Origin of the sequence: Undibacterium sp. Dicai25W (genome assembly GCF_049340505.1) — a bacterium.
Classification (GTDB): Bacteria; Pseudomonadota; Gammaproteobacteria; order Burkholderiales; family Burkholderiaceae_D; genus Undibacterium; species Undibacterium jejuense.
The window spans coordinates 14,408-37,532 of sequence record NZ_JBMPOQ010000001.1; the positions used below are offsets into that span (position 1 = coordinate 14,408).

General features: G+C 45.5%; 21 protein-coding genes. 15 read left to right on the forward strand and 6 right to left on the reverse strand.

Annotated features, from left to right (window positions below; translation table 11 throughout):
* The first annotated feature begins 55 nt into the window (after positions 1 to 55).
* Complete coding sequence (locus ACO0KY_RS00070) at positions 56 to 220, forward strand: hypothetical protein (RefSeq protein ID WP_186912649.1); 165 nt, start codon at positions 56 to 58, stop codon at positions 218 to 220.
* Between the two features lie 32 nt (positions 221 to 252).
* Here the strand turns inward: ACO0KY_RS00070 and ACO0KY_RS00075 are convergent, their stop codons facing one another.
* Positions 253 to 1,809 (reverse strand): methyl-accepting chemotaxis protein, encoded by a 1,557-nt coding sequence (locus ACO0KY_RS00075; protein ID WP_423043241.1) that lies wholly within the window; start codon positions 1,807 to 1,809, stop codon positions 253 to 255.
* 235 nt (positions 1,810 to 2,044) lie between these two features.
* Here ACO0KY_RS00075 and ACO0KY_RS00080 point away from each other — a divergent pair, with 235 nt between their 5' ends.
* Complete coding sequence (locus tag ACO0KY_RS00080; RefSeq protein WP_423043243.1) at positions 2,045 to 2,887, forward strand: Rossmann-like and DUF2520 domain-containing protein; 843 nt, start codon at positions 2,045 to 2,047, stop codon at positions 2,885 to 2,887.
* Here ACO0KY_RS00080 and ACO0KY_RS00085 read toward each other — a convergent pair.
* Together ACO0KY_RS00085 and ACO0KY_RS00090 are read right to left on the reverse strand one after the other, a co-directional pair.
* Complete coding sequence (locus ACO0KY_RS00085) at positions 2,872 to 4,341, reverse strand: sensor domain-containing diguanylate cyclase (RefSeq protein ID WP_423043245.1); 1,470 nt, start codon at positions 4,339 to 4,341, stop codon at positions 2,872 to 2,874. The genes ACO0KY_RS00080 and ACO0KY_RS00085 overlap by 16 nt on opposite strands.
* A 183-nt stretch (positions 4,342 to 4,524) precedes the next feature.
* Entirely contained in the window at positions 4,525 to 5,043 is a 519-nt protein-coding gene (locus tag ACO0KY_RS00090; RefSeq protein ID WP_186912652.1) for a glycine zipper 2TM domain-containing protein, read from the reverse strand.
* Between the two features lie 404 nt (positions 5,044 to 5,447).
* On the opposite strand from ACO0KY_RS00090, the gene ACO0KY_RS00095 reads away from it, so the two are divergent.
* The 13 genes from ACO0KY_RS00095 (at position 5,448) to ACO0KY_RS00155 (ending at position 20,337) form a co-directional block, all read left to right on the forward strand.
* Entirely contained in the window at positions 5,448 to 5,837 is a 390-nt protein-coding gene (locus tag ACO0KY_RS00095) for an MAPEG family protein (RefSeq protein ID WP_423043247.1), read from the forward strand.
* A gap of 14 nt (positions 5,838 to 5,851) precedes the next feature.
* A complete protein-coding gene (locus ACO0KY_RS00100; RefSeq protein ID WP_423043249.1) occupies positions 5,852 to 6,865 on the forward strand; it encodes an AI-2E family transporter in 1,014 nt (337 codons plus the stop codon).
* Positions 6,866 to 7,009: 144 nt separating this feature from the next.
* On the forward strand, positions 7,010 to 7,312 hold the full coding sequence (locus ACO0KY_RS00105) for an antibiotic biosynthesis monooxygenase family protein (protein WP_186912655.1): 303 nt from the start codon (positions 7,010 to 7,012) through the stop codon (positions 7,310 to 7,312).
* Positions 7,313 to 7,452: 140 nt separating this feature from the next.
* Positions 7,453 to 8,751 carry a glutamate--cysteine ligase gene (gene gshA / locus ACO0KY_RS00110; RefSeq protein WP_423043252.1) on the forward strand — a complete coding sequence of 433 codons (1,299 nt, stop codon included), beginning with the start codon at positions 7,453 to 7,455 and terminating at the stop codon, positions 8,749 to 8,751.
* A gap of 33 nt (positions 8,752 to 8,784) precedes the next feature.
* Positions 8,785 to 9,750 (forward strand): glutathione synthase, encoded by a 966-nt coding sequence (gene gshB, locus ACO0KY_RS00115; RefSeq protein ID WP_423043254.1) that lies wholly within the window; start codon positions 8,785 to 8,787, stop codon positions 9,748 to 9,750.
* 111 nt (positions 9,751 to 9,861) lie between these two features.
* Positions 9,862 to 10,269, forward strand: a complete 408-nt coding sequence (locus ACO0KY_RS00120; RefSeq protein WP_423043256.1) for a PTS sugar transporter subunit IIA — start codon at positions 9,862 to 9,864, stop codon at positions 10,267 to 10,269.
* 14 nt (positions 10,270 to 10,283) lie between these two features.
* Complete coding sequence (locus ACO0KY_RS00125; protein ID WP_186912660.1) at positions 10,284 to 10,553, forward strand: HPr family phosphocarrier protein; 270 nt, start codon at positions 10,284 to 10,286, stop codon at positions 10,551 to 10,553.
* A 95-nt stretch (positions 10,554 to 10,648) separates the two neighbouring features.
* Complete coding sequence (gene ptsP, locus ACO0KY_RS00130; protein WP_423043259.1) at positions 10,649 to 12,415, forward strand: phosphoenolpyruvate--protein phosphotransferase; 1,767 nt, start codon at positions 10,649 to 10,651, stop codon at positions 12,413 to 12,415.
* 321 nt (positions 12,416 to 12,736) lie between these two features.
* Positions 12,737 to 13,888 carry a homoserine O-succinyltransferase MetX gene (metX, locus tag ACO0KY_RS00135; protein ID WP_423043261.1) on the forward strand — a complete coding sequence of 384 codons (1,152 nt, stop codon included), beginning with the start codon at positions 12,737 to 12,739 and terminating at the stop codon, positions 13,886 to 13,888.
* Entirely contained in the window at positions 13,885 to 14,493 is a 609-nt protein-coding gene (gene metW, locus ACO0KY_RS00140; protein ID WP_423043263.1) for a methionine biosynthesis protein MetW, read from the forward strand. Before metX ends, metW begins: the two co-directional genes overlap by 4 nt.
* 83 nt (positions 14,494 to 14,576) lie before the next feature.
* The gene (locus tag ACO0KY_RS00145) at positions 14,577 to 15,494 is read left to right on the forward strand and encodes a M48 family metallopeptidase (protein ID WP_423043265.1); all 918 of its coding nucleotides are present in this window, start codon (positions 14,577 to 14,579) and stop codon (positions 15,492 to 15,494) included.
* 619 nt (positions 15,495 to 16,113) lie between these two features.
* Positions 16,114 to 18,495 (forward strand): TonB-dependent receptor, encoded by a 2,382-nt coding sequence (locus tag ACO0KY_RS00150; protein WP_423043267.1) that lies wholly within the window; start codon positions 16,114 to 16,116, stop codon positions 18,493 to 18,495.
* A gap of 144 nt (positions 18,496 to 18,639) precedes the next feature.
* Positions 18,640 to 20,337: a bifunctional metallophosphatase/5'-nucleotidase gene (locus ACO0KY_RS00155; RefSeq protein WP_423043269.1), complete on the forward strand. Its 1,698-nt coding sequence runs from the start codon at positions 18,640 to 18,642 to the stop codon at positions 20,335 to 20,337.
* An 88-nt stretch (positions 20,338 to 20,425) separates the two neighbouring features.
* Here the strand turns inward: ACO0KY_RS00155 and ACO0KY_RS00160 are convergent, their stop codons facing one another.
* Genes ACO0KY_RS00160 through gmd form a run of 3 tightly spaced genes read right to left on the reverse strand, consistent with a single transcriptional unit; the run spans position 20,426 to position 23,105 of the window.
* Positions 20,426 to 21,199, reverse strand: coding sequence for an exodeoxyribonuclease III (locus ACO0KY_RS00160; RefSeq protein WP_423043271.1), 774 nt, complete (start codon positions 21,197 to 21,199; stop codon positions 20,426 to 20,428).
* Positions 21,196 to 22,071 (reverse strand): NAD-dependent epimerase/dehydratase family protein, encoded by an 876-nt coding sequence (locus ACO0KY_RS00165; protein WP_423043273.1) that lies wholly within the window; start codon positions 22,069 to 22,071, stop codon positions 21,196 to 21,198. The genes ACO0KY_RS00160 and ACO0KY_RS00165 overlap by 4 nt, the downstream gene beginning before the upstream one ends.
* Positions 22,068 to 23,105: a GDP-mannose 4,6-dehydratase gene (gene gmd / locus ACO0KY_RS00170; RefSeq protein WP_423043275.1), complete on the reverse strand. Its 1,038-nt coding sequence runs from the start codon at positions 23,103 to 23,105 to the stop codon at positions 22,068 to 22,070. The genes ACO0KY_RS00165 and gmd overlap by 4 nt, the downstream gene beginning before the upstream one ends.
* Positions 23,106 to 23,125: the final 20 nt, after the last annotated feature.

Sequence of the window (23,125 nt, forward strand, 5' to 3'; positions counted from 1 at the left end):
ACATATCGGTAATCAATCCTTGGTTACCCCTAATTAAGCGTTAAAGGAGCCCATCATGCGTGTCCCCACTTTCTCTGGCATCACTTTATTAGCAATCATTGCAGCGTCTGCCATGACCAGCGGCTGCGCCGTGTACGCGACTCCGCCACGCGCCTATGTTGTCGCTCCCACCCCAGTTGTCGTTGCACCTGGCTGGGGTTATGGTTACCGCCGTTGGTAATTTGTTCGCAAGAAAGTTTCGCACATCCTGATCTAAACAGGCTGCAATTTGAACCGGCTGACAACTTGTGATAAGTTGTTCGCCTGATCTAATAGAGATTCCGCAGCTGCAGCAGCTTCTTCTACCATGGCCGTATTTTGTTGCGTCGCTTTATCCATGTTCTTGACGGATAAATTAACATCCTCAATATTTGCGCTTTGTTGCTGACTGGCGCTGGTAATTTCCGTCATGATTTCGGTCACATGCTTGATACTGGTCACAATATCATTCATCGTCGCACCTGCTTCATCAACTAATTTTGATCCTGCATCAACGCTATTTACAGACGATGTAATCAGATGTTTGATTTCTTTTGCTGCGTTGGCAGAGCGTTGCGCCAGATTGCGTACCTCGGAGGCAACGACGGCAAACCCACGTCCTTGCTCGCCTGCACGCGCAGCTTCTACCGCAGCATTTAAAGCCAGAATATTTGTTTGAAAAGCGATCTCATCAATGACGCCAATAATATCGGCAATCTTTTTGGATGAGGCATGAATCGAGCTCATCGTATTCACCACATGACTGAAAACCAGCCCGCCTTTTTCTGCGACACCAGCCGCATTCAGTGCTAGCGTATTGGCGGCAACGGCATTTTCCGTATTGAGTTTCACCGCTTTGGTGAGTGTTTCCATTGATAGGGACGTTTGTTCCAGGCTTTGGGCTTGTTGCTCAGTTCGGGACGATAAGTCGATATTTCCAGACGCAATTTCGCGTGATGCAGCCGTGATCAGGTCAGTGCCTTGACTGACTTCTCTGACGATGTCAGCAATGCTATCGCGCATTTTATTAATGGCATGTAGCATGCTGCTTTGATCTCCCGCTTTGATATCAATTCGCGTAAATAAATCCCCTTCTGCGATATGATCGGCAATTGAAATTGCCTCGCTTGGTTCGCCACCTAGCTGGTTTTTGATACTATTGGTGATCAGGGTGCTGACTACCATCCCCACCAAAATGGAGAGAGCTCCTAATACTGCTAGTACGAGTCGGGATGTTGAGGAATCGGCGCTAGTAATTGTGGATAATTGAGCAATGCTGGCATTCTGGTAAGCGGAAAGTTTTTTAATGCTATCGACGTAGTTATTTAAGGCTGGTTCCAGTTTACTTTGCAATAACTGCGTTATGTTTTCCGGATGGGATTTTTTCTCTTGAAAAATATCGTTGCGGACTGCCAGATAAATTTTTCTTTGTTCACCTACTGCAGCAATGAGTTGCCCTTCTTCCGGTGATTTAGTATATGTTTCCAGTGTCTTTTGTATTTCGCTGATGTGGCTGCTGGTTTCTTTGATCAGGGCTTCAAAGTGTTTTTGGCGTTCTGGATCGTTAGACTCTGCGACCACCATAGTTCTGGCGCCATTCAGGTTGGTGCTGGCTGACCATTCTGAGAATAAGCGTTCTTTTTGCATCACATCATTGACCATCATTTTCATGTCCTGATCAATTTTGTGTAAGCGCCAGATGCCCTGCAATGTGATCATCAACAATAGACAAAGGACAATAAAGAATCCTGCGATCAGTCGAGTGTTAACTTTTAAGTTAGATATTTTCATATGGGTGCCTAAACGCGATTGAGCAATGAAAAATTCTCTGAGGCAAATTATTTGCAAATCTGCATTATCAAATTAATATATGTAAGGGTATAACAGAACGTAGATATGTGGCGCAATAAACAAGAAAAATGCTTGCTTTGATCACGCTTACGTGGCGATGTTTGATCCCGGATAAGATGGGTGCCTGGCTTCGCACTAATGTCGTTTGCGTACTTTTGCTGTAGAAACAAATATCATGATGAAAAAATTAACGATTATTGGTGCAGGAAAGGTTGGAAAAGTATTCGGTCGTCGCTTTCAACATCGTGGCGTTTTCAGCGTTGTACAGATTTTGAATCGTCATCTTCAAAGTGCCTTAAATGCCTGTGAATTTATTGGTATAGACAACGTTGCTGCATTAGCCGATCGCAAGCAGTTACAGGAGGCAGACATCTGGATGTTGGCCGTTAATGATGATCAGATCATTCCCGCTTGCCAAATGTTGCAAGAGCAAGGGGTGTTGAATGCCGACAGTATTGTTTTTCATTGTAGTGGTTCTAAGGCATCGACGGAGTTGGTGGCAGCGATGGAAACAGGTGCCGCTGTGGCCAGTATTCATCCAGTCGCTAGTTTTGCGAACCTGCAACACGTGGTAGAAAATTTTCCCGGCACGATCTGCAGTATTGAAGGAGATCAGCGAGCGCTTGCCGTGTTGTTGCCAGCAATACAGGCGATTGGTGCACAAGTTGTGCAAATCAGTGCCGAAACTAAATTGCTGTATCACGCCGGGTCGGTGTTTGCCAGTAACTATCTGGTGACATTGTTGGATACAGCATTACGCGCTTACCAGGCAGCTGGAATACCATCAGAGCTGGCGCTGGCAATGGCAGCACCTTTGGCGCGGCAGTCGATGGAAAACGTATTTGCATTGGGCGCTGCCGAGGCCTTAACTGGCCCGATTGCACGCGGTGATATGCAGACAGTTGCGCGTCAACAAGCTGTTGTAAGTAGTTGGGATGCGAAGGCCGGGGACTTGTATCAGGCATTTACGCCACCAACGCAAGCGCTGGCGGCACGTAAAAATTATTCAGAAAAATAAACGCTGTTGCGGCCGTTCTCTTTGGCTTGCGCCAATGCCTGATCGGCACGTTCAAAGACGCTATCTTCAGTTTCACTATCGCGGCATTCAGCCACACCCATACTGACTGTAATGCTTAAGCGCGTGCGCGTCAGGTCGGTGGTGCGTGAAAAATCGTTATTGGCGATCGTGGCACGCAAATTTTCAGCAATCGAGGTCGCTTTTTCGAGTGTGCAATTTTTCAATAAAATTAAAAATTCTTCACCTCCCCAACGGCAAATGACATCGCTCTCACGCAGTGATCGCTTAGCAATCGCTGCTATTTCTTTGAGTACGTGATCGCCGACTTGATGCCCTTGCTTATCATTGATTTTCTTAAAAAAATCGATATCCAGTAACACTGCGCACATCGGTTGGCGAGAGCGTTCAGCATCGAGTAATGCTTGTTGGAAAATAAAATCAAACGCGTGACGGTTTAGGAGATTTGTCAGGGTATCGGTGGTCGCTGATTTTTCCAGCTTGTTCTGATATTTTTTGATGGTGAAGAATGCCAGCACCATCAGTGTCAGTGTCATGACGCCACCCACAGCCAAATTAACTAGCAGGACATTGACCAGTGGTTTAAGCTCGTCATCGAGATTTTTATCGATGACAAGTTGCCAGCCTAAATCCGGTATGTTTCTGATGCTGACAAGGTGTGAAATTCCATCAGCGTTATATTCTAAAGACGTGGCAGTATTTTTTTGATTCGCCACAATTTGTGCTGAAATATTTTTGATGCCGTTGACGCCGCTGATATTGTCATGGCGATCATTACCTTTCGCAGTGGAAAATACAATGTCGCCCTGCTTATTGAGAAAATAAATGTTGCTGTGGAAATTTTGCTGGTAAGCGTCAATGGTGCCTTTTAAGTTATCGAGATTGAGCTTAATGCCGAACAAGCCAACAATACCGATTAACTTTCCATTTGTGTCAGCTACTTTATAGTTGACGGAGAAACTGGTCGGATCATGGGTGAGAGGATCTGAATCAAAGTTAATTTCATACGGCGCTTTAAGATTTCTGAGTTGAAAGTACCAATTGTCGATTGGATCAGCACTATTCATTGTTTTGGCGATACCAACGCCGTTATACAAATGACGCGTCTGATCTGAAATTAAATAACTTGTCAGGGCATTATTCTTATTTTTGAGGTCTTTCAAATATTGATTAATTTGCTCTGGTTCTTCTTCACCATTAAGTAGCCAATCGCGGGCAACTGTGCTATTTGCTATTTGACCTGAGATGAAGTTTGGTCGGAGCATTAATCTTTGAGTTTCTGCATAGATACTGTCATTGAGCACAGGTAAACTCTGCTCATTGAGTGTATTCGTCAGTGTTGTTTTGGAAATAAAAAAACTGGCGAGGGAAGTGCCAGTGAATCCAATAACAAGAATAACAAATAGCCAAATCAGCCAGCCGTATTTTTTTAACATGTTTTTCATGAGCTGTAGACGGAAGATGTGCGTGAAGTTTGCTGCAAGATCATACTATAAACCTGCACACTTTCTGCTCAATATAGTGTTCGTTTAAACTTGTTTTACGGCAATATTTGTGAAAAATGCCGCAAAAGGCGGCATTTTTTTTATTTAATTAACTAATTTTCCAGCATTCCGGCTTTAAGGAATTGGTGTAATAGACACTCTCAGACGCACGCGTGAACCTGGATCGTATGGCATGACAGACGTATAGCTGCGACCATTGTATTCATACGTGACCGCATAACCGTTAGTGCGTGATTGCCAGTTATCAACATTGCGACATTGACGAACTGGACGGGTGGTATAGCCTGGCTGTGCATTATTGTTGTTATCGACACGATCACCAACAATGGCGCCGGTAATCGCACCAGCAGCGGCAGCGGCAATACGACCGTTACCATTGCCAACCTGGCTGCCCAACAAACCGCCTGCAATCCCGCCGATAATGCCGCCGGTATTGCTGCGTTCTTGTGGTTGTTGAACATTTTCATATACCGTCTGACATTCTTGGCGAGGAACGTTCATTTGTTCAACTTGAGGAACGACGTTGACGATACGTGCATATTCTTCAAAATCTGCGGCATGAACTACAGGCATTGCGAATGCCATACCTAGCAGAGATGAAGAAATCGTAAGTTGCTTCAGTGTCAGTTTCATTTTTTACTCCGGTACATTTGTCATCATTTGGTCAGTATTTAACGCGCGAAGTTCCCAAAAAGAAGACAAATAACAAAAAAAAGTTTCCGATCGTCATCGCGATAATAGTTTCATTGTACAAAATATCGCTGCTGACATGATGTCCTAATGTATATCTTACCTATATTAAATCGCCGGCCGAGTGCAACTGTTACTGCCTGAGCAGGTTGTCGAATCAGGCCGTTTGTCGGTTTAGTTTGTGATCGGTTGGCTTATTTCAATACTTGCTCAAATCATCAGCCAGCTATTTCTATTCATTCCGTAAAACAAATTTCTTGCAAGTATTTCAATCATCCACATATGAGTAGCGATGTTAGGTTAAGATCGTGACCACACTGATCAATCGAATTTCCAATGGAGCTATCATGCAAATTTTATGGACGTCCTGGCTAACAGTCGTTGTTTTAGCGATGTATTTCTGGAACGTAGTTACCGTCGGAAAAGCGCGCGGGAAATATGGCGTAAAGGCACCTTCGGTTGAAGGTCCGGAAGATTTTCAGCGTGCCTTGCGCGTACAGGCTAACACCGTGGAACAACTGGTGTTCTTTTTTCCGGCATTGTGGTTATGTGCGCTCTGGTTTAGTGATAAGACTGCGGCAATTGCAGGTGTTGTGTGGGTCGTAGGTCGTATTTTGTATGCTCTGGCTTATTTAAAAGATCCTTCAAAACGCGGCGCCGGATTTGCGGTTGCTACACTAGCTTCCCTCGCTTTGTGGCTTGGTGCCATTGTCGGATTAACTGGTTTGGTTCATTAAATAAGGATGCAACGATGACTGTCAGCACCAAAAATAATGTTTCTGTCATTGCTTCATATGTTCTGATTGGGATCGGCCTGCTTATCGTTTTGAAAGCTGGCTTATTAGTGGCTCTGTTTTCCGGTTTGTTGATGTATTCACTAATCCACTTGATGGCCCCTGCTATCGCCCGCACTTTTAATCAGCGTCGGCCACGTGCAATTGCGGTAGGTTTGTTGGCTGCCGTGCTGATCATCAGCGTGATGCTGGCAGCTTGGGGTATGCATTTGTTTTTACGTAGCGACGGTGGAAATTTGCATAGTTTGCTACAAAAACTGGCGGATATTATTGAGGCATCACGTAGTCAAATGCCTGACTGGGTGAGTACTAACTTTCCAGAAGATGTCGGTGCTTTGCAAGAAATGATTACGCAATGGCTGCGTGAACACGCAGGAGAAGCAAAGTTACTGGTGCCGGAAGCAGGTCATCTTATCGTGCATTTGTTGCTAGGCATGATCATCGGTTGCATGGTCGCTTTGCGCGAAACCATCGACGATTCAGATCTCAGACCGTTTGCCGCCGCCTTGCAGCAAAGGATAGGTACCTTAGGACGGATTTTCGAAAAGATCGTCTTTGCACAAGTACAAATTTCTTTCATTAACACGGTTCTGGCAGCGATTTATCTCTTGGTCATTTTACCCTTATCTGGTGTACATTTGCCATTAACCAAAACGATGATAGCGGTGACCTTTCTTGCGGGTCTGATTCCGGTGGCAGGTAATGTATTTTCAAACACCGTACTCGTGATCGTTGCTTTATCGCACTCTCTGAATATCGCAATCGCTTCACTCGTGTTCATGGTCTTGGTACATAAAGGCGAATACTTTCTGAATGCCCGCATCATCGGTGCCCAGATCAATGCCAGAGCGTGGGAGCTGCTGACGGCTATTTTGGTGATGGAGACTTTATTTGGTGTACCAGGCTTGGTCGCTGCGCCCGTGTTTTATGCATATTTGAAAAAAGAACTGAGTGATCAGGGTTTGGTCTGACTTTGGCCTGACTTTCAGCTGATTTTGACCTATTTGGTGCCATAATTCAGGTGGTCTGAAGTAATGTCACCTTAGCGTCCTGATGACACATTGCTGTAACGACTAATTTAAACACTTAACTTGCACACTTAACAAGAGCTAAAAATGATACTCGAAATTGCTGATATTCGTATTCATCCCGGACAACAAGCTGAATTTGATGCCGCAATACAACGTGGTATTAATGAAGTGATATGTCATGCAAAAGGATTTAGCGGCTTTAAAATTAATCACGGTATCGAGTCGCCAGAGCGTTACGTGCTGATGATTTACTGGGAAACTTTAGAAAATCACACGGTAGATTTTCGTGAGTCACCGGCATTTTTGCAGTGGCGTGCGATTGTAGGTCCATTTTTTGCGCAAGCCCCTGTGGTCGAACATTTCAACTTACTGGCAAAATCAGCCTGATGACTGTAGGGATATAGGTTGTTCCTCCTTGATTCCTGTCGTTTCACCCCAAGTTAGGACAGTCATCAAGACATCGGTAGTCTGCTACGTATATTTTGCCCAAGCTGCCGATATAACAGGCAGCTCATCAAAAGGTCAATATGGTTCCGCATCTCGTCACGGCTCTGAATGGGCCTTTGCTCGATTTAGAAAAGAAAATCCTCGAAGCAACGCCTGCCATCGAGCGTTGGTTTCGTATGGAATGGCAAGAGCATACGCCCCCATTTTATTGCTCAGTAGACTTACGCAATGCAGGCTTTAAGCTGGCACCGGTTGATACGAACTTATTTCCTGGCGGGTTTAACAACCTCGCTAACGAGATGTTGCCTCTCGCCGTGCAAGCTGCGATGGCAGCCATTGAAAAATATTGTCCGGATGCAAAAAATTTGTTGTTGATTCCGGAAAGCCACACCCGTAATACTTTTTATCTGCAAAACGTGGCACGGATGATGCAGATTTTCCGTCAGACCGGGCTGAATGTGCGTCTTGGTTCTTTGTCTGCTGATATCAAAGAACCCACCCCGATCGATTTGCCTGATGGCACGCAACTGATTTTAGAACCTTTGGAACGTTCAGCAAATGGACGTCGGCTGGGTTTGAAGAACTTTGATCCGTGTACTATTTTGCTCAACAATGATTTGTCGGCAGGTATTCCGGCGATTTTAGAAGACATCAACGAACAAACCTTGTTGCCGCCTTTGCATGCTGGCTGGGCTTTGCGTCGTAAGAGCAATCATTTCTCTGCTTATGATGAAGTGGTGAAAAAATTTGCCAAGATGGTCGATATTGATCCTTGGATGCTCAATCCGTTTTTTACCAAAGTCAAAAACGTTGATTTTAATGAGCGCACGGGTGAAGAAGCGTTGGCGGCCGCGGTTGATACTATCCTGGCAAAAATCCGTAAAAAATACAAAGAATACGGTATTAAAGAAAAACCTTTCGTGATCGTCAAAGCGGATGCTGGTACCTATGGCATGGGCATCATGACGGTCCACAATTCCGATGAAGTACGCGATCTGAACCGCAAGCAACGTAACAAGATGTCAGTGGTCAAAGGCGGCATGGAAGTGCGCGACGTGATTGTGCAAGAAGGTGTATATACTTTTGAGCAGATTCAGGAATCCGTCGCCGAACCGGTCGTGTACATGATAGATCGCTATGTGGTGGGTGGTTTTTATCGCTTCCATGAAGAACGTGGCGTCGATGAAAATCTCAATACACCGGGCATGCATTTTGTGCCACTGGCGTTTGCGCAACAACACGCCGTGCCGGATATGCGTGCTAAGCCTGGCACTGCGGCGCCAAATCGCTTTTACATGTATGGCGTGGTCGCGCGATTAGCCTTATTGGCGGCGTCTTTAGAGATGGAAAAAACTGATCCAAACCCCGAAATTTATTAAACTGCCGGCAGCCCCGGCTTGTGGAACTTTGCTATGAAAATCGCTTTCCTGACTGACCCGTTATCGCAGTTCAAGACTTACAAAGACTCCACCTTCGCGATGATGCGCGAAGCCCATCGCCGTGGCTACGAGATTTATGCATTTGGCCCTGAGGATATGGCGCTGGAAGGCGGTCAGGTGATTGCGAATATCAGCAAAATCACGCTGACTGGTGATAGTGAAGACTGGTATCGTGCTGAAACAGCGGTTTCTATGCCCCTCAGCAGCTTTGATGCTGTCTTACAGCGCAAAGATCCACCGTTCGACATGGAATACATCTATGCCACATACTTGCTGGAAATGGCAGAGCAGCAGGGTGCGCGGGTCTTTAATAAACCAGCAGCGATCCGCAATCACAACGAAAAATTGAGTATTGCCCAGTTTAGCCAATTTACAACACCGACTCTGGTTACGCGCGATGAGCAACGCATACGCGCATTCCACCGTGCCCACCAGGACATTATCCTCAAGCCGCTCGATGGTATGGGTGGCGCTGGTATTTTCCGTATTCGTGAAGATGGCATGAATCTCGGTTCAGTGATTGAAACACTGACACTGAACGGTACTCGTACCATCATGGTGCAGCGCTATATTTCAGAAATCGTGCATGGCGATAAGCGGATTTTATTGATCGGCGGTAAAGTAGTGCCTTACGCTTTGGCGCGGATTCCGCAGAATGGCGAAGTGCGCGGAAATCTGGCAGCAGGTGGTGTGGGTGTAGCACAAGATTTGTCGGAACGCGATCTTGAGATTGCGCAGACTTTAGCACCACAGCTATATGAAAGAGGTCTGTTGCTGGTAGGATTAGATGTGATCGGTAATTGTCTGACCGAAGTTAATGTCACCAGCCCGACATGTTTTCAAGAAATTACGCAGCAAAAAGGTTTTGATGTTGCTGCGATGTTCATTGATGCACTCGAAGTAGCCGTCACAAGTCCTTACAAAAAAACAAGTGTTTGACACACATTTTACACATGCATTTAATATACTCCCGTCGAGTATTTTAATTGCCTTGATGAAATAACTGAGTATGCGGCTATTTTTTTCGCATACTCCCAGGGTAAAGAAATTATGGTCGGAATACTCTTGATGACACATGCTCCCTTGGGTTCTGCTTTTATACAAGCAGCGGCGCATGTTTTTCGTGGCAAGCCTGAACGGATCGAAGCGATCGACGTGATCGCTGATCAGAATACGGACGAAGTTAATCAGTTAGCGCATGCTGCTGTAGAACGACTCAACGATGGTTCGGGTGTGTTGGTGATGACCGATATTATGGGCGGTACACCATCCAATTGCTGTCGCCAACTCGGTGAACCTGATCAGGTGGCAATCATTGCCGGTATTAGTCTGCCTATGTTGCTCAGAGCAATCACCTATCGCCAGGACGACCTTGATGTCGTCGTTGAAATGGCCTTGGCAGGTGGGCAAAATGGCGCTGTTCGTATCGATAATCGGGTTCGGCTGTCCCCCAATTAAGTGGAAAGTAAAAAATGATTCAACAAGAAATCGAAATCGTGAATAAACTGGGTTTGCATGCCCGTGCATCGGCAAAATTCACCCAACTCGCCAGTAAGTTCAAAAGCGAAGTCTGGGTTACCCGCAATAATCGTCGTGTGAATGGGAAATCCATCATGGGCGTAATGATGTTAGCAGCAGGTAAAGGCAGCAAAATTTTGTTGGAAACCGACGGCGGTGATGAGCAAGAATGCTTTACCGCTATGCAAGCATTAATCAATGATAAATTCGGTGAAGGCGAGTAAATCACGACATCAGGAATCCTGAAAGTTCTTGATAGCAGCACAAAAGTCCGTCACATATAGATGGATCTGAATAAATAGCAGATTGGGGACAAAGCATGGCGTCATTTACTTTGCAAGGCATCCCAGTTTCTCGCGGTATTGCGATAGGCAGGGCACATCTCTTACGTCCTGCTGCATTGGATGTTGAACATTACCTCGTTGCCCAGGAACAGGTTGAGGCAGAAGTATTACGTTTACAGGCTGCCATTGCGCAGGTGCATAAAGAATTGCAATCGATCTGGGCCGATCTGCCTCAGGATGCACCGACAGAGCTTGGTGCGTTTATTGACGTTCATGTCCTCATCTTGTCCGATCCTATGGTGTCGGAAGCACCACTCGATATCATCCGCTCGCGTCATTACAATGCTGAATGGGCGTTGGTCACCCAGGTAGACGAACTATCTGCACAGTTTGATGAAATTGAAGATGAATATTTGCGCGAACGTAAAGCCGATATTCAACAAGTTGCTGAACGTATTTTGAAGGTGCTGACTGGTAGCGCCAATTCTGTTCCACGTTCTGATGGCATCGATGAGCGCAGCGCCAATATGATCGTCGTCGCCAGAGATATATCTCCGGCGGATATGATGCAATTTCGCGATGTCGCGTTTGCTGGTTTTGTGACAGACGAAGGTGGTCAGAATTCACATACCGCGATTGTTTCGCGTAGCCTCGGCATTCCAGCCGTGGTCGGCATGGGCAATGCTTCACATCTGATTGAGCAAGACGATTGGTTGATTATCGATAGCGATGCCGGTGTGGTGATTGTGGCGCCGACCTCTTTGGTGTTGGAACAATATCGCGAACGTCAGGTTCTTCTACAAAAGCAGAGAAAAAAATTAGGCAAGCTGAAGAAAACGCCAGCGATAACCCAGGATGGCGTAGAAGTGACCTTGCTTGCTAATATTGAATTGCCCGAAGATGCAGCGCATGCGCTGGATGCAGGAGCGAGCGGCGTGGGTTTGTTCCGTTCCGAATTTTTGTTTATGGAACGCAGTGGGCAAGAGCACAAACTGCCAAGCGAAGAAGAGCAATTTGAAGCATATCGCGCTGCCGTATTAGGCATGAAAGGCCGTCCCGTCACGATACGTACGCTGGACGTTGGCGCTGACAAACCGCTCGATACGACAGAACACAATATTCTGAATCCTGCACTTGGATTACGTGCAATCCGTTATTGCCTCACCGAACCACAATTATTTTTGACGCAATTACGCGCGATCTTGCGTGCCTCTGCTTTTGGCCCAGTCAAGATTTTGATACCGATGATGGCGCATAGTTTTGAAATCGACCAGACCTTGAATTTGATTGCTCAGGCCAAAAAAGAATTGCAGGCTGAATCAAAAGAGTTCGATGCCAATGTACCAGTCGGAGCGATGATAGAAATTCCTGCCGCAGCATTGGCTTTGCCTATGTTTGTCAAAAAACTCGATTTCCTGTCGATAGGTACCAATGATTTGATTCAATATACGTTGGCGATTGACCGTGCTGATCACGAAGTGGCGCATCTGTATGACGATTTACACCCCGCTATTTTGCAACTCTTGCATACCATCGTCACGACTGCAGAGAAAGCTGAAATTCCAGTCTCAATTTGTGGCGGTATGGCGGGAGATATTCGCCTGACCCGCTTGCTAACCGGTATGGGTTTCCGCGAATTATCAATGCCAGCGGCACTATTGCCAGAAATTAAACAGGCAATTTTGAACACCCATCTGGAAAACGTACAGCCGTATGTAAAAAAGATCTTACGCAGTTACGAACCCGTGGTGATACGGGAGACGCTAGCTGCGATGGAAATGCTTGGGCAGACTGTGCATTGATGTTGTGCGTTGGCAGTTGGCGTTTGACGTCCGTGGCAGACTTGGTTATCCTTAACGACTAAGAATTTGAAAACATTGCTTTAAGTTTATAACGTCGCATGTTGACTGCTTTTCGTCAGCGATGCAATGCAGGTTCTTCATAACAAATTTGATGTAAAAAGTGCGCCGATTTGAAAATCAGCTTGCGGGCGCAGTCTGGAAATATCAGACAATAAATACGGCTAAAGCGAGCTTGAATGCAGCTTTTCTCTCTCTCACATTCAGCCCACCTTTTAGCCTTCCTTGATTTTTTTTAACGAGAATTTCTCGATGGAAGTGTGTATGTCAGTTTCACATCAATCTGTTGGCGCTGTTACACCGCAAGCGTTTTTCTTCGAGCAGGCGTTACCACTGCAAAGTGGTGCCAGTATCGCTGAATATACCTTGATGGTAGAAACGTATGGCAGCCTGAATGCCGATAAATCCAATGCCGTTTTGATTTGCCACGCCCTAAATGCATCGCACCATGTGGCTGGTTATTATGCCGACGACCCTAAGAATATTGGTTGGTGGGACAACATGGTCGGCCCCGGCAAGCCAGTCGATACCAATCGTTTTTTTGTGATCGGCATCAATAATTTAGGTTCCTGTTTTGGCTCTACCGGACCCATGCATAACAATCCGAATACTGGTAAGCCGTATGGAGCAGATTTTCCGGTAGTGACGGTCGAAGATTGGGTCAATGCTCAGGCGCGGGTTGCCGATCGATTGGGGATCCAGCAGTTTGCCGCGGTGATGGGTGGTTCATTGGGAGGTATGCAGGCCTTGGCCTGGAGTATTCTGTACCCGGATCGCCTCCAACATTGTGTGGTGATTGCCTCCACACCCAAGTTGTCGGCGCAAAATATTGCCTTCAATGATGTTGCACGACAAGCGATATTGACCGATCCGGATTTTCACGGCGGCGATTTCTATGCGCATGGCGTGGTGCCTCGCAACGGCTTACGAGTTGCTCGGATGATAGGTCACATTACCTACCTGTCCGATGACGATATGGCGGAAAAATTTGGCCGTGATCTCAAGTCTGGTGACTATCAATTTGGTTATGGCGTTGATTTTGAAATCGAATCGTATTTGCGTTATCAGGGCGATAAATTCTCTGATTATTTTGATGCCAATACGTATTTGCTGATTACCAAAGCACTCGATTATTTTGATCCGGCACGCCATACAAATGGTGACTTAAGTAAGGCACTGGGGAATACAAAAGCACAGTTCTTATTGGCATCGTTCACGACGGATTGGCGTTTCTCTCCAGAACGTAGCCGTGAAATTGTACGCGCTTTAATCACCAATAAACGTACCGTCAGTTATGCTGAAATTGATGCGCCACATGGTCACGATGCTTTCCTGCTCGATGATGCACGCTATTTGAATCTCATCGCTGCGTACTTCGATCGCATCGACGCACAATTGCAAGGAACATCCGTATGAATTTTTCAGAATTAAATCAATTACGTCCGGATCTGGCATTTATTGCCGACTGGATAAAACCTGAAACGCATGTGCTTGACGTTGGCTGTGGCGACGGTGTGATGCTTGATTATCTGCAATCGGATAAGCATTGCATTGGTTATGGCATCGAGATCGCCGATGACAAGGTGTTGGCGTGTGCGAAGCGCCATGTGAGTGTGATTCAGCAAGACATGGAAAACGGTTTGAGCATGTTTGATGATAATGCTTTTGACACTGTGTTATGTCTGAATTCTTTGCAAATGATGAAACATGTGGAAGCCTTGCTGCGAGATATTGCACGGGTTGGCAGAGATGCCATCGTGTCGTTTCCCAACTTTGGTTATTGGCCGCACCGCACCGCTTTATTCATGGGGAAAATGCCGGTTTCCAAATCTTTACCTTACCAGTGGTATGACACACCAAACGTGCGCTGCGCAACGATTTATGACTTCGCAGAGTTAGCCAACGAAGTCGGACTGGAAGTCCTGGAGTGCGTGGCTTTGCATGAAGGTAAACCAGTGCATGTATTGCCGAACTGGCGCGGTAGTCTGGCGGTATTTCGTTTGCGCAAACGAAGTGCCTAAGTGGCTTTCGTTGAGGCTGAGGTTGCCCTTTGGTGTAATGATTCTGCTACCATCTTAGTATCAATTATTTACGGTGCTTGGTCATGAAATTTGTTTCACCATCAATGTCGTCATGGGTTTTGCTTGGCCTGTTCGTGTGTAGTGTTGTCAGTGCTCCATTTTCCGTAGCACAAGATGCACCACGTGACGACGGCGTGAAGGTGGGGGGGATGTCATGGGCACGCAATTTTGTGCCAAAAGGCGCTCTCGAACAACAAGCGGCTATGCAATACGCGCAGGTCATCCAACAGGCGCAGCAAGCACGTGCGCTTGGCCCGGATGACTTCCCGCAAGTGGTTCGTTTGCGTACCATCGCCAATAAATTAATTCCATACACTTTGAGCTGGAATGCCCGTTCCAAGAACTGGAAATGGGAAGTCAATTTACTCGCCTCTAAACAAGTCAATGCCTACTGCATGCCGGGTGGAAAAATTGCATTCTATTCTGGCATCCTCGATACACTGAAACTAACTGACGATGAAGTCGCTATTGTAATGGGGCATGAGATTGCCCATGCCTTGCGTGAGCATGGTGCAGAACGTGAAGGCAAAGCGAGGATTGCTAACTTTGGCGTACAGTTGGCGGAGATTTTTGCCGGTTTGAAAGGTTACGATTCGCGTGTTGCTGGTGCCGCGGCAGGAACTCTCGCAAAGGTTGGTATGTTGGCTTTCTCGCGGCAAGACGAAACCGAAGCAGATATTGTCGGCCTTGATATCGCCGCACGTGCTGGTTACGACCCACGCGCCGGTATTGTGCTGTGGCAAAAAATGGGCATGATTAATAAATCTGCACCACCGCAATGGTTGTCGACGCATCCTGCAGGAAATAACCGGATTGCTGAAATTCAAAAACACTTGCCGGAAGTCATGCCTCTATACGCTAAGGCACATGGTTTTAATGTCAACCAGCTTGCACCATATCGTCCGAACGTAAAGGGCATCGAACCAGTGATTTATCCCTGAACAGGATAATGATGATTATGACAGCTTATATTTCCAAAAAAGAAATACTGTCAAATATCGTAATGTTTCATGGTGCTACTAGTTGTTACCTATTTTCATCTCCTTAAGGTAAAAACTTGGTCAAAAATTACTTTTGTGGCTTGTTTGTGACACTTTTCAGCTAATTTCCTTGTCCTGTCATCATCCTTTCATAATTGGATGTAACACTCTGCAAGATTCAGAAAACTTCTGTGATAGACTTTTTCGTATATCGATATATCTAATTTGTAGGAATTTGTAGTTTTATAAATTCTTTTTAAGAACCAATATCGTACAAAATAGACGAGTTTATGCCTTCGTCTGTTTTTTTTACCGAATAAGCAATCGTTTGCGCAATATTGACGGAACAATCCACGATCATTGTAGCAATCGTTTGCGCGTCTAAACGACGATCTCAGTAATAGGCGATATCACGGTCGGCGAATAGTTATATTAAAGCAATAAAGCCAATAAATCTGGCAAGCATGTGTGGTGAAGGAAATGTGATCAAGCTAGCTCTTGCGCTTGAAACCACAGACCAAGTTTGATGCAAATTTAAAATTAATTATTATTTATCTAAAATCAGATCAGGGAGCAGTCAATGAAACAAACCACTAAATCGTCAGCGTTTTTGCCACGCATGTCGATGGTCGCAATTGCATGCCAATTGGTATGTATGAGCATGTCTTCTGCATATGCAGCAGAAGCGACAGAAACAAACAATGATCCAGTTGATTCCAAACAAGTGACTATTACCGGTAAAAAAGTCGGTATGGGCTTGATGGTGCAAGAAAACGCGCCGAAAGCACGTAGCACGATTACTGCGGAAGAACTGGCGAAACAGCGTCCAACTGGTAACGCATACCAAGCCTTGGAATTGATGCCTTCAGTCAACAGCTTCAACTACGATGCAACTGGTTTGTTTGGCGGTGGCTTGACATTGCGTGGTTTTAACAGCGATCAAATTGGTGTCACTATCAATGGCGTGCCTGTTAATGACTCTGGTTCTTTCTCCGTATATCCGCAAGAATTTGTTGATCAAGAAAATACTTGTACCCAATTCGTTACGCAAGGTTCTACTGACGTAGACTCCCCGCAAATCGGCGCAACTGGCGGTATTATTGGTATCACAACTTGTGATCCATCCAAAGAAAAACGTTTCCGTGTGATGCAAACGGTTGGCGAACTGAATATGTTCAAAACCTATATGCGCTATGACACAGGCATGTTGTCTGATGAAAAGACACGCTTATTTATTTCTGCTTCTCACGCAACTTCCGACAAGTGGAAGGGTCAAGGCGGCGCCGATCGTTACCACGTAGATATGGGCTTCCGTACAGACTTTGATAGATTCAATTCGATCAACGGTACTATTTTGTATAACCGCGCAATCAATCAGAATATCAGTTCATTTAATTTGGCTGATCTGCAAAAAAACGGTTACAACTACGATTATTCGACTACATGGGTTGGTCACGCTCCAGCATCACCTGGAAAAGCAGGCTCTGATGCGAACCAGGCATTTGGCGATTCCTACTATAAGCTGACACAAAATCCATTCCAGAACGTTATCGCTTCTGTTACTGGAAAATTCCGTTTGAATGAAAATACGGATATCAAGATTTTGCCTTACTACTGGTATGGTTTCGGTACTGGTAGCAATCAACAAAAATTGATGACGGAAAACAAATTCCTCAATACCTCAACAGGTAAAGTCAATGCAGGCGTTGATTTGAATGGTGATGGCGATATGTTAGATAAAGTCATCGTAGCAACAAGCAGCGTGACTCGCACAAATCGTCCTGGTATCACTGCTTCAGTTACTCATACAATCGATAACCATCAGATTCTTGCTGGTTTTTGGGTAGAGCGTGCAACCCATGAGCAATTTGGACCTATGGTTCCTGTTGATAACAATGGTGTTGCAGCAGATATATGGCTGCGCAATAATCGTATCACTCGTCCTGATGGAACACCTTACCAGTCTCGCGATTGGAAGACCATTAGTACTGCGTACCAATTCTTTGCGCAAGATACAGTTAGTTTGATGAATGATAAACTGACCTTGAATGCAGGCTTCCGTGCTCCGACAATGAAGCGTGATTTCACTAATAATTCTAGTGAAGGCGAGCCAGTTGCATACAATATCAAACGCACATACTCTGACTTGTTGCCGCAAATCGGTGTCAGATATCAGATTGACCATGACAATCAATTGTTCGCAAGTCTTGCGAAAAACATGAAGGTACCAGGCAACTTTGCGTACGCGACTAGCGGTAACGTATCGATTGTCAACGGCGCGCCAGTATTTAGTACCGATGTAACTAAAGAAACATCCTACAATCTGGACATGGGTTATCGCCTGCAGACCGATAAAATCACTGCACAAGCAACGATCTATGCTGTTGATTTTAAAAACCGTTTAGCATCAACAACTGATCCGATAACTCAAAACACTATTTTAATCAACGCAGGTAAAGTACGTTCTACAGGCGCTGAGTTAGAATTGGGTAACACGCCAGTCAACGGTTGGTCGTTCTATGGTTCCGCTGGTTATATTAATAGCGAAATTAAAAACGATATCCTTTCATCCGGCGTCATGTTGCCAACTAATGGCAAACAAATGACTGATACGCCAAAATGGAAAGCTGGTCTGAGCGCTCAGTACGAAACCAATGCCTGGTACACTCGTCTGAAAGCTAAATACACTGGCAAACAATGGGCAACCATGACCAATGATGAATTGGTACCTGCATACACGTTGTTGGATTTTGATGCAGGCTATCAGTTCGCAAATGCGGGTATGTTTAAAAAGCCAACGATTCGTCTGAACGTCAGCAATATCGCGAACAAACAGTATCGTAATCCTCAAACATTCAACGTGTTGAATGCTTTGCCTTACGGCGCTGCGTCAGCTAAGAACGTATTCTATTACATGGGTTCTCCGCGCTTTACATCGGTAACTGTTTCTGCGGATTTCTAATCTGAAGAAGCCCAAGTTGCTGTGACATAAAGTCAGCAAACCATTGAATACCGAAAGGTCTGCAACAATGACATGTTGCAGACCTTTTTCGTTAAGTGAATACCATTTACTTATTTCACAATGAGATTAAAGAACGTTAAAACCATGAATCAGATTCGACGCATTTCAACCGTGCTAATTCTCGCTGGTTTGTCAGCTTGTGCCACTAGCAATTTTAGCCAGAGCGCCAGATATGAAGACATTACCATCTTCAGCATCAATGATTTTCACGGTAACTTACAATCAGACCAGCCCGTTCCATACCTTGCCAGCAAACCAGATATTCAACACCCAGGTCAATTCATCAAAGTTCCTGCCGGTGGTTATGCCTATTTAGCGAGTAAGCTTAAAGAGCGTCGGGCGGCAGTGCACGCCAGTATTTTGGTTGGCGCTGGTGATTTGATGGGCGCTTCGCCGATGGGATCAGCATTACTTCAAGATGAACCGGTGATAGAAGCCTTGAATCAAATTAATCTCTCAGTGACCGCCGTCGGTAACCATGAATTTGATCGTGGCCCTGACGAATTGATGCGCAAAATTCAAGGTACTTGCCCAACTAGTGGCTGCTCCTATATGGGATTTCATGGTGCGAATTATGACTATATTGGCGCAAATGTATATCAAGTGGGAAGCAACTCATCGTGGCTGAAACCCTATGTGATTCGCCAGGTCGGTGATGTAAAGGTAGGCTTTATTGGTGCCGTGACTTCCGACGTGCCCAATCTGGTTGCAGGCGATGCGGTCAAGCAGTTACGTTTTGAAGATGAAGCAAGCGCCATCAATCGTTATGTGCCCGAGTTACAAAAACAAGGCGTGAATGCCATCGTCGTGTTGATCCATGAAGGAGCGATGTACAAAGGAAACGAGAATGATCCTAGCTATCGTTGCGAAGGCTTGCAGGGGCCGATTATTGACATCAGTAAAAAATTAGACAAAGCAATTAACCTGGTGGTTTCGGCACATTCACATCAAGGTTATACCTGCAAAATTGACGGTCGTTTAGTAGTTCAAGGGCGTAGCTACGGCGCATTTTTGACAGAATCAACTTTAACAATAGACAAGCAAACTCATCAAGTTGTGAACGCCGTTGCAGTCAATCATCTGATCGATCAGCAGCAAATTACGGTCGATCCCATTGCGCAAAAATTAGTCAATCAAGTGACAACACAAACGGCAGCAATGCGTTTGCGGCCAGTGGTGACACTCAACAAACCATTGCTACGAACAAGCGATGCTCAACATTTCGATAGTCCTTTGGGTGATGTCATTGCCGATGCGCATTTGTATTTCGCGAGCCAACTTGGGAATGTAGATATCGCATTTATGAATCAAGGCGGTATTCGTAGCGATCTACCCTCAGGCTCTCAAGCATCGCCGGTCAACATTACTTTTGGGGATATTTACGCCGTCCAGCCATTTGGAAATATGCTCATCAGGATGCAACTGAGTGGTGCACAAATTATGGAAATTTTGCAGCAGCAATGGAGCGATAAAACCGCAAATGAACCCAAAAAATTGTTTGCATCAGACTCGCTTTCCTATTCATGGAAACGAGGAGATGCTTCTGACATCCAAATCAGCAACGTCACAATTAAAGGTCAGCCACTGAACTTAAACCAAGAATACACCGTCGTCGCCAATAATTTTTTAGCTGACGGTGGGGATGGTTTTAAAGTGTTTAAACAAGGTCGTAACCGTCAAATCATCGGGCGCGATCTCGATGCTTTGGAAGCCTACCTTGTTAGTCACGGCACAGCGATTGATCATGGTTTGAATTTGAACCGGGTTGAGCACAAACAATAATTTGATCGGTAGATACTGCCATTCCTGCTAAAAACACGCAGGAATGGCAATCTTTATAGGGCGGTGGCAACCCGCGCTACAAAAAATTTCAACCGTAAGTAATGATTAACGGTGAATGGTCAGAAAAACGCTCTTCTTTGTAAATCGCCGCCGACTTCGCTTTACGCCCAATACCCGGTGTTGCGACATGGTAATCGATACGCCAACCAACATTATTTGTCCACGCTTGACCCCGATTACTCCACCACGTATAAGCTTCCGCAGTGGTGTCAGGGTGCAGATGACGATACACGTCAACCCAGCCTAACTCATCAAACAAACGTGTCATCCACGCACGTTCTTCAGGCAAGAAGCCGGAATTTTTCTGATTGCTTTTCCAGTTTTTCAAATCAATTTCTTTATGCGCAATATTCCAGTCGCCACACACGACCAGTTCACGACCCTCAGCAATCAATTTTTCCAGATGTGGAAAAAATTCATCCATAAAGCGGAATTTAGCTTCCTGTCTTTCTTCCGAAGAAGAGCCCGATGGACAGTAAACAGAGATCACCGATAAGTCACCAAAATCGCAGCGCACGTAGCGACCTTCAGGATCAAACTCCGCACTGCCAAAACCAATGTGTACGGCATCAGGCTTCTTCTTGCTATATACACCCGCACCGGAGTAACCTTTTTTCTCAGCATAATGAAAATGCCCGTGAAAGCCATGCGGTGCCAAAAATTCATCCGTCATATCCGGCGCTTGCGCTTTGAGCTCTTGCACACAAACAAAGTCTGGATCTTCTTTTCCCATCCACTCAAAAAACCCTTTTTTTGCAGCGGAGCGGATGCCGTTTAGATTGGCGGAGATGATTTTGGTCATATAGATATAGGTGAGTTGACAGAACCATTATTAGTGAGCATCCAGGTCAATGTATCACCGAAATCTGGAACACTTAATTGGCCAACACAGGCTTCAAGTTTAGAGGGATCACCACAAAGTCGGTGAATTTCATTAGCACGAACAAACGCTGGATTGACAGCAATTTGGGGATGGTGACCAGTGATTGTTTTAAGCAGTGCAATAACAGACTGCAAACTCATAGGCCGACCTGAACAGATATTATAAACCTCACCACTAACTGCATTTTCTAATAACTTAAGATATGCTTCACATACAAAGCGGACATCGTTGAACTCACGCTCGACGTGCAGATTCCCTAATTCAATCCGCGCAGCCTTCTCAGAAAAATGTTGTACCAACTTAGGAATCAGAAATGAGGTAGCCTGAGACGGACCAGTGTAGTTAAACGGCCGGACAAAAAACAGAGGCAAACGATCGAGATAAGTGCGAGCCATATATTCCATGGCTAATTTACTCATCGCATAGTGATTAATTGGTGCTGCAGGCTGTGACTCAGAAATCGGCGATACCTCGCAATTGCCATAGATGTTCGCACTGCTAGCCAGTAAAACGCGCTTAGGTTTTTCTGGCAGCAGGCTTAAACCTTCTAGTAAATTCAAGGTGCCCAGCACATTGACATTGTAAAAGGCGCTGGCATCGGCATGACCGACAAAGCTGATGGCGGCCAAATGGACGACTGCATCTGGTGCAGTCCTTTTTAATTCCGCATGCAGATTAACGTGGTCGGTCAGATTTGTCTGCAAACCAGTGACACTATGCCCGCGTTGACGAGCAAGCTGGCAAAAATGCAGACCTGTAAAACCATCGGCACCAGTTACCAGAATTTTCAAAATGACATTCCTTTTTGATTGCGCTGCAAATCGGCTTCTACCATCATGCCGCATAACTGTTCAAGCGTCGTTGTCGGTTCCCAGCCCAGTGCGGCTTTGGCCTTAGCTGGATCGCCAATCAGTAATTCGACTTCAGCAGGGCGATAAAATTTTGGGTTAATACGCATGACGGTACTTCCGCTAGCAACGTCAACCGCGATTTCTTGTTCTGCTGAGCCACTGAAATCGAGGTCTATACCGGCTCCTTTAAACGCCATGCGGATAAAGTCTCGCACAGTCTCGGTACGGTTAGTGGCTAACACGAACGTGTCCGCCGTATCGATTTGAAGCATACGCCACATACCTTCGACGTATTCTTTGGCAAAGCCCCAATCGCGTTTGGCATCGATATTCCCTAACTCCAGGCAATCGAGTTGACCGAGTTTGATCTTAGCCACCGCATCAGTAATTTTACGTGTAACAAATTCACGACCACGCAAAGGGCTTTCATGATTGAACAAGATCCCGCTGGAAGCAAAAATGTCATAGCTTTCGCGGTAATTAACTGTCATCCAGTGGGCATAGAGTTTGGCTACAGCATACGGACTACGCGGATAAAATGGCGTACTTTCAATTTGTGGTACGGCTTGAACTTTGCCAAACATTTCCGATGTGGATGCCTGATAAAACCGAATCTTGCGGTTGATCAGACGGATCGCCTCAAGCAAGTTAAGAGCGCCAATACCAGTAATCTGGGCTGTGGTGCTAGGTTGTTCAAAACTTACACCAACAAAGCTTTGGGCTGCCAGATTGTAAATTTCATCTGGTTGTGTTTTTTGAACCAAGGCTATGGTGGAACCTAAGTCGGTCAGATCGTATTCTACCAAATGCAGATTCGGGTGAGATGTGACACCCAATTCATCCAGGCGCCAGAAGTTGACCGAGCTAGTGCGTCGATACGTACCGTAAACGGTGTAATTTTTTTCCAGCAATAATTCAGTTAAATAGGCGCCGTCTTGACCGGTGATGCCTGTGATGAGTGCTATTTTTTTCATAACTTACAATTAAAGAAGAT